The sequence below is a fragment of the Pseudomonas sp. CROZ-RG-20F-R04-15 genome (assembly GCF_022662375.1).
Taxonomy (GTDB): Bacteria; Pseudomonadota; Gammaproteobacteria; order Pseudomonadales; family Pseudomonadaceae; genus Aquipseudomonas.
In genome coordinates this window covers 770,662-783,337 of the sequence record NZ_JAKNQL010000001.1, presented here as the reverse complement: position 1 = coordinate 783,337, position 12,676 = coordinate 770,662, and the positions used below count along the sequence as shown (strand labels likewise).

The window sequence follows — 12,676 nt, the reverse complement described above, 5'->3', positions numbered from 1 at the left end:
TAGGTCTTTTACGCTGTGAGTTCAGGCCTTTTTCAACCAGTAACGGTAAATGCCTGCTTCGTCTTCTTCGCGCAGCAGGGTATGACCGGCCAACCTGGCAAAGGTGCGAAAGTCGCGCTGCGAGCCTGCATCGGTAGCGATCACCTTGAGAACGGCGCCACTCTTGAGCTTGTTGAGTTCCATTTTTGCCTTGAGCAACGGCAACGGACAATTCAGGCCACTGGCGTCCAGTTCCACGTCATGGGCTACAGCGTCGGTCATTGCGTCACTCCGGTCCGGGTCGTCGAGCTGCCTAGAATATCTGGTCGCAGCTCCGGTGTCCGGCTACAGTAAGGTCTTTGTCTTCTAAGGCTTTGTGCATGACTTTTCTGCGCCCTACCCTGCTGACGCTCGCTTGCCTGCTCGCCTCACCAGGCTTTGCCGACGATCTGCCGTCACTCGGCGACGCCAGTTCTGCCATTGTCTCGCCGCAACAGGAATATCAGCTCGGCCGCGCCTGGCTGGCGATGTTGCGTAGCCAGGTTTCCCAGCTCAACGATCCGCAACTCAAGGACTACGTCGAATCCAGCGTCTACAAACTGGTGGAGACCAGCCAGGTCACTGACCGGCGTCTTGAGTTCATTCTGATCAACAGCCCGCAACTCAACGCCTTCGCGGCGCCGGGCGGTGTGGTCGGGGTCAACGGCGGTCTGTTCCTCAATGCGCAGACCGAGGGCGAATACGCTTCGGTACTGGCGCACGAACTGGCTCACTTGTCGCAACGCCACTTTGCTCGTGGCGTCGAAGCCTCACAGCGGATGCAGGTGCCGATGATGGCTGCGCTGCTGGCCGGCATCGTCATCGCGGCGGCCGGTGGCGGTGACGCAGGCATCGCCACAATTGCCGGTACGCAGGCAGCGGCGATTCAATCGCAACGCACCTTCTCCCGCCAGAACGAACAGGAAGCCGACCGTATCGGCATTCTCAATCTGGAAAAGGCCGGCTACGATCCGCGCTCGATGCCGACCATGTTCGAGCGCCTGATGCGTCAATACCGTTTCGACGCCAAGCCCCCGGAATTCCTGCTGACTCACCCGGTCACCGAATCGCGTATCGCCGATACCCGCAACCGCGCCGAACAGGCCAAGCCAGGCGGTATCGAAGACTCCAAGCGCTATCAACTGATCCGCGCCCGCGTGCAGTTGATCTACGAAGAAACCCCTGGCCTGGGTGCCAAGCGTTTCCGTGCGCAACTGGACGAAAACCCGAACAACGATGTGGCGCGTTACGGTCTGGCGATTGCGCAGATCAAGGGCGGCCAGCTGAACGAGGCTCGCGAGAATCTCAAGCAATTGCTGGCGACCTCGCCGAACGAGATCATTTACAACCTCGCGCAGGTGGATCTGGACATTACCAACAATCGTTTGCCGGATGCGCAATCGCGGGTTGACCGGATGCTCACACAATACCCGGGCAACTATCCGTTGAATCAGGTTCGAGTGGATCTGTTGCTTAAACAGAATCGCGCACCTGATGCCGAAAAGGCGCTGGAAGCATTGCTCAAGTCACGTCCGGATGATCCGGATGTCTGGTATCAAGTCGCCGAAACCCGTGGTTTGTCGGGCAACATCATCGGCCTGCACCAGGCGCGTGCCGAGTACTTCGCACTGGTGGGTGATTATCGTCAGGCGATCCAGCAGCTCGATTTCGCCAAGCGCAAGGCAGGCAGCAACTTCCCACTGTCTTCACGCATCGATGCTCGTCAGCGGGAGCTGATGGAGCAGGAGCGCATGATCAAGGACATGATGGGCTGAGTCTTACCGGGCAAGGCAAAAGCTTCAGGCATAAAAAAACCGCCTCTTTCGAGGCGGTTTCTTTTTTACCTTACCGCTGAATTATTCAGCCAGCTTGAAGGTGATGAAGCTGGCGCGACCTTGACGCAGCACGCGCATCGACACCGAACGGTTCTTCGGCAGCGCTTTGGCGATCTCGCCGAACTCCTTGGAAGAGCCGATGGCTTGATTGTTCAGGTGCGTGATCACGTCACCTGGCTGCAGACCGATCAACGCCGCAGGACCGTCCTGCACTTCCTTGATCACCACACCACCTTTGAGGTCGTAGGTTTTCTTCTGCTCGGCGGTCAGCTCGCCCACCGAAACACCGAGGCGGTTGCTGGTACTTTCAGCGCCGGACTTCGGCAGCGCATCAAGCTCTTTGTCTTCGTCAGGGATCGCGCCGACCGTCAGCTCGACGTTCTTGCGCTTGCCTTCACGAATCACTTCCAGATTGGCTTTGGCGCCAGCTTTCAGTGCGCCGACCAGATGCGGCAGGTCAGCAGACATGACGATCGGCTGGCCGTTCATGCTCAGGATCACGTCGCCAACTTGCAGGCCACCCTTGGCTGCCGGGCCATCATCCTGAATCTGCGCAACCAGCGCGCCGGCTGGCTTCTCCAGACCGAACGACTCGGCGAGATCCTTGTTAACTTCCTGGATGACCACGCCCAACCAGCCACGGCTGACTTTGCCGCCGCTTTTCAGCTGATTGGAAACGTCCATCGCTACATCGATCGGAATCGCAAACGACACGCCCATAAAGCCGCCGGAGCGGGTATATATCTGCGAGTTGATCCCGACCACTTCACCGTTCAGGTTGAACAGCGGACCACCGGAGTTACCCGGGTTGATCGGCACGTCGGTCTGAATGAACGGCACATAGTTTTCGTTCGGCAGACTGCGGCCGACGGCGCTGACGATGCCCTGAGTCACGGTATGGTCAAAACCGAATGGCGAACCGATCGCGACGACCCACTGACCGGCTTTCAGGTCTTGGGATTTGCCGAGTTTGAGCACCGGCAGATCTTTGCCTTCAATTTTCAGCAAAGCCACGTCGGAGCGCGGGTCGGTGCCGATCAGTTTGGCTTTCATTTCGCTGCGGTCGGCGAGGCGGACGAGGATTTCGTCGGCATCGGCAATCACATGATTGTTGGTGAGGATGTAACCGTCCGGAGAAATGATGAAGCCCGAACCCAGCGACTGCGCTTCACGCTGCCGACCACCGCCGCCCGGCGAACGCTGCTGAGGCGGCATGCCACGTTCGAAGAACTCGCGCAGCATCGGCGGCAGGCCTTCCAGGTCAGGCATCTGCTGGTTCACTTTGCGATCCGGCAGTTTCTGCGTGGTACTGATGTTCACCACAGCTGGCGAAGCTTGTTCGACCAATTGGGTGAAGTCAGGCAGATCGGCCGCTTGCGCAGCAGGGACCACCTGACCGAGCAACAGCACAGTGGCGAAAATGGAGAGATAAGATTTCAAACTTGGTATCGACATACAGCTCCCGTTACGACGAGCAGGGTTAAGCGATATGGAGCAAGGAACACCGTAAACCACCGACCGGCATTTTTGTTCCGGCAACAACAAACAAGGCCAGAGCCGTGAGGCTCTGACCTATAAAAAATTTTCGGGTTATTTGCAAATGAAAATGCTCAGCAAACATTTCATCTACGTCTCGATGAAGAAGTGGTAGTGACTGAATCAGCTCACTGCTTGCTGGTGGCAGTGCCATCAGTGTTACGCATCGACAGAGCAATTCGTTCGGCGGTGCCAATCGGAATTTCACCGACCACCGTCACCATCATCTCGCCTTCGGGCGTGGTCAGGCGACGGGAAACGGCAACGGTCGGGCCCAGTTGAGTCCGCGTGTCAGTAACGGTTGCGCCGTTCAATGGCTCAAGGAAAACCGAAAAACGCGCCAGACCGTCGTCATACAGCAAGCTGTTGACCTGAGTCTTGGTTTCCGGATCTTTGTGCGAGGTGCTGCTGGTCAATTCAAAACCCGGCGGCAGCCATTCAGAGTGCCAGACCTGTGCAGTCTTGACGGCCGAAGCCTTGTCGCTGTCGAGCGTAATCGCTTTACAGTCGGCATCCGCCTGCAAATCTTTGTCCGAAGGGACGTCGTCAGTATCAAGACTGGTGAACTGGAAGCGCTCGAGCAACTGCCCTTTGTCGTTCAGCAACAACGACTTCAGCGGCAGGCCGGTTTTCTTGTCCAGATGCAATTCAAAGCCGTAACGATGCTGATCGCGAGGCGTCAGCGATACGATCACTGCGTCTCGCCCAGCCACGCGCGATTTGCCGATGACGGCAAGGTCATACCAGTTTTTCAGCTTTTGCGGATCGAGAGGACGAGCGGCTGAGTTCGGAGAATCCCCCAGCCCGGCAATCAGGGTGCCGCTGACGCATTGAGTATGTCCATCAACGCGCACGACTTCCTGCGCCGAGCCGTCGAGCTGGAGTAAACGCTCGCGGACCTGGCCATTCTGGACGCGATGCCAGATGTTATGGGTAGAAAAGCTACCGTTACGCTCGTAAACGAATGTGCCGTGAAAGCTTTGCTGCTGCTCGGCCTGGCCCAGACGGGTCAACCAGTCCTGGGCCTCGTCAGCGTGGGCTGGAACAATGAACCAGCCACTTAGCAGAAGCGAAAGTAGAGGTATGGCGCGCATGATCCTCCTTAACGGTTTTCCAGGCTTGCAGCACGTGCGTAAGGCAGCGCGCTTTCAGTACCTTTCAGTGCAGCCTGTTGAGCGTGCTGGCGCAAGTAACCTGGCAGACGCTGATCGTGCCAACCTGGCTGACCTTGCAGTACGCCGTTAGCCATCGGGCCAGTGGCTTCCGAACTCTCGCTATAGCCTGCCAGAACAGCCGGACCTTTGACCTGTGGAGTGGCCAGGGTTGGCTGATTGGACTGCTGAGCCAGTTCGACACCAGCGATTTCGTCCTGGTTGTACAGGCGAACACCGGCCAGAACGGCAACAGTCACCGAGGCTGCAACAGCCAGACGGCCAAGGTTGCGCCATGGGCTACGGGATACTTTGGCCGGAGCCGTTTCGTCTTCCAGTGCAGCAGACACTGCCGCAGCGATATCCAGACGCGGAAGCAGCAGATCCTTGTGCATGGCTGCCCGAGCGATCTGGTAACGAGCCCAGGTCTCACGGGTATCAACATCATCCAGTGCATTGAGCACTCGACGCAATTCCAGTTCGTCCGCTTCGTTATCCATCACTGCGGACAGCGATTCCTGCAGGGCTTCACGACTCATGGCGTTCCTCTCTTGGCTGTCGCCGCTGTCTCAGTTTTCCTGCAACAACGGCTGCAGGGCTTTATCGATGGCCTCCCGGGCGCGGAAAATCCGGGAGCGCACGGTACCCACCGGACACTGCATGACGCTCGCAATGTCCTCGTAACTCAGACCATCGAATTCACGTAAAGTTAAAGCTGTACGCAAATCCTCTGGCAGTTGCTGAATGGTTCGATGGACGGTGCCTTCGATCTCATCCCGCAGCAGTGCACGTTCTGGCGACTCGAGATCCTTGAGGCCATGATCGCCATCGTAGAACTCTGCATCTTCGGAACTTACATCGCTATCCGGCGGCCGGCGGCCGCGTGAAACCAGGTAATTCTTCGCCGTGTTAATGGCAATACGGTACAGCCACGTATAAAACGCACTGTCGCCGCGAAAGTTTCCAAGTGCTCGATACGCCTTGATAAAGGCTTCCTGAGCCACGTCCTGGGCTTCATGGGTGTCGTGCACAAAACGCACGATCAACCCGAGAATCTTGTGCTGATACTTCAGCACCAACAGATCGAAAGCTCGCTTGTCGCCGCGTTGAACGCGCTCGACCAGCTGCTGATCCTCTTCCTGGGTTAGCATGAACACTCCTCGATAAGCCCGAAGGAGACTTGCATAACTAAACGACCAGACTTGCAAACATAGACTCGGGCTTTTCGCAAAAGTTCTCCCCCTCCAGGCAAGTTTCCTGCGGGCTCTGATTTGGCACGCACGAAAAACGCAGCGCGGGATAAACCGGCTGCGCGAATAATCTTGTTATCGGTTTCGCCGGGCAGGAATCCAACCGCAGATTCCGCACTGAAGCCGACACGCCCCTTGTTTCTGGCACCGACTATTGATCTTGGGCCTTTGGCAAAAGTTCCAATTATTTATAGCCGCACCGCCCTGACATTGGGCAACCCAGGGCAGAAAAATCCTGTTTCAGCGCCGATACAGTCGTGTTCTACCCAAAAGGGTGAAAAAAACTTCCGACGAAGCACGCGGTTTTTTCCTACGCAGTAGTTTCACAATGCCATGTCGGCTCGGCTATTGTGCCGCCCCCCCCCTCTATATACTAGTGGGCTGTGTGGCTGTCTTGACTCGCCGATCCAGCTGTCTTGCGCCACCCCCGACCCGGGTCGCTTTGAGCGGAATCCTGTAATGAGCCAACAATTCCAACATGATGTTCTGGTCATAGGCAGCGGTGCTGCCGGTTTGAGTCTCGCGCTGACCCTGCCAGGTCATTTGCGCATTGCCGTTTTGAGTAAAGGCGATCTGGCCAATGGGTCGACCTTCTGGGCCCAGGGTGGCGTCGCCGCCGTGCTCGACGACACTGATACTGTCGAATCCCATGTTGATGACACCCTGAACGCCGGTGGCGGTCTGTGCCATGAAGACGCCGTGCGGTTCACTGTCGAGCACAGCCGCGAAGCCATCCAGTGGTTGATCGACCAAGGCGTACCGTTCACCCGCGACGATCAATCCGGCACTGAAGATGGCGGATTCGAATTTCATCTGACCCGAGAAGGCGGTCATAGCCACCGTCGCATCATCCATGCGGCCGATGCTACCGGCGCGGCAATCTTCAAAACTTTGCTGGCTCAGGCCAAAGAGCGTTCGAACATCGAATTGCTGGAGCAGCGGGTTGCCGTTGATCTGATTACCGAACGCCGTTTAGGCATGGAAGGCGAGCGCTGCCTCGGTGCCTACGTACTCAACCGCAAAACCGGTGAAGTCGATACCTACGGCGCACGTTTTGTGATTCTGGCCTCGGGCGGCGCGGCCAAGGTTTACCTCTATACCAGCAACCCCGACGGCGCCTGCGGTGATGGCATCGCCATGGCCTGGCGCTCCGGCTGTCGGGTGGCGAACCTGGAATTCAATCAGTTCCACCCGACCTGCCTGTACCACCCACAAGCGAAAAGCTTCCTTATTACCGAAGCCCTGCGTGGTGAAGGCGCACACCTGAAGCTGCCGAACGGCGAGCGCTTCATGTATCGCTTCGACAAACGCGCCGAACTGGCACCGCGCGACATCGTCGCTCGGGCCATCGACCATGAAATGAAGCGTCTGGGTGTCGACTGCGTCTATCTCGACATCAGCCACAAGCCTGAAGACTTCATCAAGACCCACTTCCCCACTGTTTATGAGCGCTGCCTCGGTTTCGGCATCGACATCACCAAACAACCTATTCCGGTCGTACCCGCCGCGCACTACACCTGCGGTGGCGTGATGGTCGATCAACAAGGTCGCACCGATGTTCCGGGCTTGTATGCCATCGGTGAAACCAGCTTCACCGGCCTGCACGGCGCCAACCGCATGGCCAGCAACTCGCTGCTGGAATGCTTTGTCTATGCGCGATCGGCCGCAGCGGACATCCTCGCGCAACTGGACGATGTCGCCGCGCCAAGCGCCCTGCCCGTCTGGGACGCCAGCCAGGTGACCGACTCCGACGAAGACGTGATCATCGCGCACAATTGGGATGAACTGCGGCGGTTCATGTGGGACTACGTCGGCATCGTGCGCACCAACAAGCGCCTGCAACGGGCGCAGCACCGCGTGCGTCTGCTGCTGGACGAGATCGACGAGTTCTACAGCAACTATAAAGTCAGCCGTGACCTGATCGAGTTGCGCAACCTCGCTCAGGTCGCCGAACTGATGATCAGCTCAGCCATGGAGCGCAAGGAAAGTCGTGGCCTGCACTACACGCTCGACTATCCCGATATGCTGCCCGAAGCGCTCGACACTATTCTGGTGCCGCCCACCTACGTCGGCTGAACTTGAGCCGCACTCGCAGGCGTCGGTGCAGATCCGCCGCCTGCGAATCCCTTGGCACGCAGATCGATCTGACCCGCCATTCACCGCGCAACCTGAACCTCAGCACCACGATCAGCGGCAGCGCGAGACTGTCCGGGCGCAGCTGTGCGGCCTGCCAACCCTCCACCTGATTCCACAGCTGCCAGCCATCGGCGTCCCGGCGCAATCCACGAAACGCAGCGGGATGACTCAACAGAATCTGCCGTGGCAACACCCAAAAGCCATGAAACAGGCAGACTAAAGCCCCAAGCAGACTGGCCCAAAGTGGAATAGAAAGCAGAAACAACGAACCCAGTGCGAGCGCCTGGGCCAACAGATACGCCGCCAGCAACTGCCGTGAGGCATGCCAGCGGCATTCGAACGTATTACTTGGGCTGGACACGGTCCAGAATCATGCGAACCATGCGCTGCAGCTCCGGGTCTTCAGACTCGCTGCGCTCCATGAACCAGCCGAACATGTCCTGATCCTCGCACGTCAGCAGACGCACATACAGATCGCGATCCACCTGATTCAGAGTCGCGTAAACCTCCTTCACGAACGGCACCAGCAATACGTCAAGCTCAAGCATGCCGCGACGGCTGTGCCAAAACAGGCGATTCAGTTCAACTTGTTCGACCATGGGGCCCTCCTCAAATTTGCCGGCAAGTATACAGCCCCGACGCGGGTCGCACAGTCGGCTTTGGTCGGGCACCACCGATCCTTTATCAACTACCCATTTCACCGACGCCCCCTTATGATGTGCCCCAGTCTATTTACCCTGCGATGACCCATGGCCGATTCTGCTTTTTTCTGCACCCTGTCTCATGAAGGCGTTCTCGCGGTTCGCGGCGCGGATGCCGGAAAATTCCTGCAAGGCCAGTTGACCTGCAACCTCAATTACCTGAGCGACAGCCGTGCCAGCCTCGGCGCCCGCTGCACGCAGAAGGGCCGGATGCAGTCGAGCTTCCGCATTCTGCTCGAAGGTGATGGCGTGGTCCTGGCAATGGCCAGCGAGCTGCTGGAGCCGCAACTGGCGGACCTGAAAAAGTACGCGGTGTTCTCCAAATCGAAACTGACCGACGAAAGCGCCGCCTGGGTGCGTTTCGGCGTGGAGAATGGCGACAACGCTTTGACCAGCCTCGGTCTGGACCTGCCGGCCGAAACCGACAGCGTCGCGCGTAACGAAGGTCTGATCGCGATTCGCGTCTCGCCCGATCGCGCGGAACTCTGGGCTCCGGCCGATCAGGCTGACGCAATCAAAGCCAAATTGGCTGCGGCCGTGCCTGAAGCCGAGCTGAATCAATGGCTGCTGGGCCAGATCCGCGCCGGTATCGGCCAGGTCATGCCGAGCACCCGCGAGTTGTTCATCCCGCAGATGCTCAATCTGCAAGCCGTCGGCGGCGTGAGCTTCAAGAAAGGCTGCTACACCGGCCAGGAAATCGTCGCGCGCATGCAGTACCTGGGCAAACTCAAGCGTCGTCTGTATCGCCTGAGCCTGGACGCTGCCGAGTTGCCGGAGCCTGGCACGCAATTGTTCGCGCCAAGCCACAACAGCTCCATCGGCGAAGTGGTGCTGGCCGCCAACGCCGGGCAAAACATTGAACTCCTGGCGGTGCTGCAGGCCGAAGCTGCCGAAGCCGGTGATTTGCATCTGGGCACCCTCGAAGGACCCGCGCTGCATCTGCTCGACCTGCCTTACGAACTGGATCGCGACCGCGAAATCCAGCGCTGATCGCAGCATTTGTTGCAACACCCTAGAGAGTTTAAATGAGCGAACTGGCGGAAAAAGTCCAACAGGATTTGGTTGAGGCCATCGATAACGATGACCTGGTTCTGCCCACGTTGCCGGAAGTGGCCCTGCAGATTCGCAAGGCCGCTGAAGACCCGGAAATCAGCGTCAGCGACCTGAGCAAAGTGATCGGCCGGGACACGGCGCTGTCGGCGCGCCTGATCAAAGTGGTCAACAGCCCGCTGCTGCGCGCCGCACAGGAAGTCACCGACCTGCACACAGCCATCACCCGTCTGGGCATCAACTACAGCAGCAACCTGGCGATCGGTCTGGTGATGGAGCAGATCTTCCACGCCCGCTCAGAAGTGGTCGAACAGAAAATGCGCGAAGTCTGGCGCAAGAGCCTGGAAATTGCCGGGGTCAGTTACGCGCTGTGCCGCCGCTACACGCAGCTCAAACCCGATCAGGCTGCGCTCGGCGGGCTGGTGCATCAGATCGGTGTGCTGCCGATTCTGACTTACGCCGAGGATCACTACGAACTGCTCTCGGACCCGGTCAGCCTCAACCATGTGATCGATCACATTCATCCGTTGCTGGGCGACAAACTGCTGCGGGTCTGGGAGTTTCCGGAACGTCTGGTGGAATTGCCGGGGCGCTATCAGGACTTCAAGCGCGACTCGACGGCCATTGATTACGTCGATCTGGTGCAAGTGGCGAGCCTGTATTGCCACAAGGGTACTGATCATCCGTTTGCGCGGATCGATCCACTGAGCGTGCCGGCGTTCAGGAAGCTTGGGATTGATCCGGAGAACAAAGCATTGTGTGAAGATCTGGAAGAATCGCGGACGATGTTTTACTGATCCGAGACCGAGGCGCGACCTTCGCGAGCAAGCTCGCTCCCACATTGGAATGCATTCCAGAGTGGGAGCGAGCTTGCTCGCGAAGGGGCCAGCAAACCACCACAATTACCCGGCAATAAAACTGACCCGCACCTTCAACCCCGCCTGCTCGCCATCATGCAGACTGATCTGCGCCAGATGCGCCCGGCAGATCTCACCGACAATCGCCAAGCCCAATCCAGAACCCGCCACCTGCTGATTGCGTCGGTAGAACCGCTCGAACACCCGATCACGTTCCTCCAGCGGAATCCCCGGGCCGTCATCCTCCACCTCAAGTACCGCCGGCGCCGTGACCCGCAAAATCACATTGCCGCCCGGTGGCGTATGCGCCAGCGCGTTGTCGACCAGATTGCTCAGCAACTCGTTGAGCAACGTCGGCTCACCGCGCAACCACACTGGTTCGTCCGCCTCCAGCGCCAGCGCCACCCCGCGTTTGTGCGCCAACGGCGCCATCGCCATGCCCAGCTCACGAGCCAACTGACTCAGATCGAGCAACTGCGCACCGCCCTCGGCGATCGCCCGCGCACCGTTTTCTACGCGCGCCAGCGACAGCAACTGATTGGCCAGATGGGTCAGGCGATCGGTGCTTTGCGCCGAGGATTCCAATGTCGTGCGCCATGTCTCGGGCTCGTTCGAACGCAGGCCCAACTCAAGCCTAGCCTTCAGCGCTGCCAAGGGCGTACGTAACTCATGCGCCGCATCGGCAATGAACTGCGCCTGCCGCTCAAACTGGCCACGCAAGCGCTCGGTGAAATGGTTGAGCCCGCGTACCAGCGGCCACAGTTCATGCTGCACTTCAACCAATGGCAGCGGACGCAAATCATCGGGCTGTCGCTCTTCCACCGCTGTGCGCAAGCGCTCCAGCGGTCGCAGCGCAGCACTGACCGCAAACCACACCAGCAACAACGCGCCGATCGCCAACATGCCCAAGCGCAGCAATGTGTCTGCGGCGAGACTGCGGGCCATGCTCACCCGCGCCTCGTCAGTTTCGGCCACGCGGATTTCCGCCATGCCGTTCATGTTCGGCTCGGTCACCGCTTTCAGCAGACTGACCACGCGCACGTTCTGGCCGTTATAGGTGGCGTTGTAGAACCGCGCCAACGCCGGGTAACTGTCAGTGCGCGGCGTACCGGGTGGTGGGCCGGGGAGATTTTCGTAGCCGGAAATCAGCTTCTGATGGATATCGTTGACCTGATAGTAAATCCGCCCGGCGCTGTCGTAGGCAAATGTATCGAGGGCCACGTAGGGCACGTCGGCGCTGAGGCTGCCATCGCGTTGCGAAAGGCCTGCAGCGATGGTCCGTGCCGAGGCCAGCAACGTGCGGTCGTAGGCGGTGTCGGCAGCTTCGCGGCCATTCCAGTAAGCGCTCAAACCACTGGCGAGCATCAACACCACCAGCAGCAATGCGAGGTTCCACAGCAAGCGCCAGCGCAGGCTGCTGGGCTTATGCATCGCGGCTTTCCAGCAGATAACCGAGGCCACGGAAAGTCACGATCGCCACCGGTTGGCCATCGAGTTTTTTACGCAAGCGATGCACGTAGATTTCGATGGCGTCGGGGCTGGCTTCTTCGTCGAGGCCGAACACCTGAGAGGCCAGTTGCTCCTTGCTCATCACCCGCCCCGGACGGGCAATCAGTGCTTCCAGCACCGCTTGCTCGCGGGACGTCAGGGTCAGCAATTCTTCACCGACGGTGAAGCGTCGGGTGTCGAGGTCATAGGCGAGTACGCCACAGCGCTGTTGACGCTCGCCGCCCAGCACACTGCGGCGCAGCAAGGCTTTGACCCGGGCTTCCAGTTCAGTCAGTTCGAACGGTTTGGCGAGGTAATCGTCGGCACCGAGATTGAGGCCATGGACGCGATCCTTCACATCGCTGCGCGCGGTCAACATCAGCACCGGCAGATTTTTTCCGCGAGCGCGCAATCGCGCCAGTACCTCGAAACCGTCCATGCGCGGCAGGCCGACATCGAGGATAGCCACGGCATATTCCTCGCTGCCCAGCGCCAGATCGGCGGCCACGCCATCGTGCAACACATCCACGGTCAGACCGGTGCTCTTGAGCGCCTGAGCGACACTTTCGGCCAGTTGCAGATGGTCTTCGACGAGCAGAACACGCATGGATTTTTACCTCGTTCAGGGATGGCCGGCGCCACGCTTTGCCGCGG

At 59.0% G+C, this 12,676-nt stretch carries 13 protein-coding genes; 4 read left to right on the top strand and 9 right to left on the bottom strand.

The window, feature by feature from the left end; translation table 11 throughout:
• Positions 1–21: 21 nt before the first annotated feature.
• The gene (locus tag L8H52_RS03560; protein ID WP_242204545.1) at positions 22–261 is read right to left on the bottom strand and encodes a sulfurtransferase TusA family protein; all 240 of its coding nucleotides are present in this window, start codon (positions 259–261) and stop codon (positions 22–24) included.
• Between the two features lie 98 nt (positions 262–359).
• Here L8H52_RS03560 and L8H52_RS03555 point away from each other — a divergent pair, with 98 nt between their 5' ends.
• Positions 360–1,793, top strand: coding sequence for a M48 family metalloprotease (locus tag L8H52_RS03555; protein ID WP_242204547.1), 1,434 nt, complete (start codon positions 360–362; stop codon positions 1,791–1,793).
• Positions 1,794–1,874: 81 nt separating this feature from the next.
• Here L8H52_RS03555 and L8H52_RS03550 read toward each other — a convergent pair whose 3' ends face one another.
• The 4 genes from L8H52_RS03550 to rpoE form a co-directional block, all read right to left on the bottom strand.
• Positions 1,875–3,308, bottom strand: coding sequence for a DegQ family serine endoprotease (locus L8H52_RS03550; RefSeq protein WP_242204549.1), 1,434 nt, complete (start codon positions 3,306–3,308; stop codon positions 1,875–1,877).
• 209 nt (positions 3,309–3,517) lie between these two features.
• Positions 3,518–4,483, bottom strand: a complete 966-nt coding sequence (locus tag L8H52_RS03545; RefSeq protein WP_242204551.1) for a MucB/RseB C-terminal domain-containing protein — start codon at positions 4,481–4,483, stop codon at positions 3,518–3,520.
• 8 nt (positions 4,484–4,491) lie between these two features.
• Positions 4,492–5,079: an RseA family anti-sigma factor gene (locus tag L8H52_RS03540; protein WP_034153146.1), complete on the bottom strand. Its 588-nt coding sequence runs from the start codon at positions 5,077–5,079 to the stop codon at positions 4,492–4,494.
• A 30-nt stretch (positions 5,080–5,109) separates the two neighbouring features.
• Positions 5,110–5,691 (bottom strand): RNA polymerase sigma factor RpoE, encoded by a 582-nt coding sequence (rpoE, locus tag L8H52_RS03535; protein ID WP_003172477.1) that lies wholly within the window; start codon positions 5,689–5,691, stop codon positions 5,110–5,112.
• 558 nt (positions 5,692–6,249) lie between these two features.
• Between rpoE and nadB the strand changes: the two genes are divergently transcribed.
• Positions 6,250–7,866 carry an L-aspartate oxidase gene (nadB, locus tag L8H52_RS03530; protein ID WP_242204553.1) on the top strand — a complete coding sequence of 539 codons (1,617 nt, stop codon included), beginning with the start codon at positions 6,250–6,252 and terminating at the stop codon, positions 7,864–7,866.
• Here nadB and L8H52_RS03525 read toward each other — a convergent pair.
• Together L8H52_RS03525 and L8H52_RS03520 are read right to left on the bottom strand one after the other, a co-directional pair.
• Positions 7,835–8,287: a protein YgfX gene (locus tag L8H52_RS03525; RefSeq protein ID WP_242204555.1), complete on the bottom strand. Its 453-nt coding sequence runs from the start codon at positions 8,285–8,287 to the stop codon at positions 7,835–7,837. The genes nadB and L8H52_RS03525 overlap by 32 nt on opposite strands.
• Positions 8,271–8,525, bottom strand: a complete 255-nt coding sequence (locus L8H52_RS03520) for a succinate dehydrogenase assembly factor 2 (RefSeq protein WP_053118052.1) — start codon at positions 8,523–8,525, stop codon at positions 8,271–8,273. The genes L8H52_RS03525 and L8H52_RS03520 overlap by 17 nt, the downstream gene beginning before the upstream one ends.
• A gap of 150 nt (positions 8,526–8,675) precedes the next feature.
• Between L8H52_RS03520 and L8H52_RS03515 the strand changes: the two genes are divergently transcribed.
• A complete protein-coding gene (locus L8H52_RS03515; protein ID WP_242204557.1) occupies positions 8,676–9,617 on the top strand; it encodes a folate-binding protein YgfZ in 942 nt (313 codons plus the stop codon).
• A 35-nt stretch (positions 9,618–9,652) separates the two neighbouring features.
• Positions 9,653–10,474, top strand: a complete 822-nt coding sequence (locus L8H52_RS03510) for an HDOD domain-containing protein (RefSeq protein ID WP_242204559.1) — start codon at positions 9,653–9,655, stop codon at positions 10,472–10,474.
• A gap of 105 nt (positions 10,475–10,579) precedes the next feature.
• Here the strand turns inward: L8H52_RS03510 and L8H52_RS03505 are convergent, their stop codons facing one another.
• Together L8H52_RS03505 and L8H52_RS03500 are read right to left on the bottom strand one after the other, a co-directional pair.
• Positions 10,580–11,965: a sensor histidine kinase gene (locus L8H52_RS03505; RefSeq protein WP_242204561.1), complete on the bottom strand. Its 1,386-nt coding sequence runs from the start codon at positions 11,963–11,965 to the stop codon at positions 10,580–10,582.
• Positions 11,958–12,629 (bottom strand): response regulator, encoded by a 672-nt coding sequence (locus L8H52_RS03500; protein ID WP_242204563.1) that lies wholly within the window; start codon positions 12,627–12,629, stop codon positions 11,958–11,960. Before L8H52_RS03500 ends, L8H52_RS03505 begins: the two co-directional genes overlap by 8 nt.
• Positions 12,630–12,676: the final 47 nt, after the last annotated feature.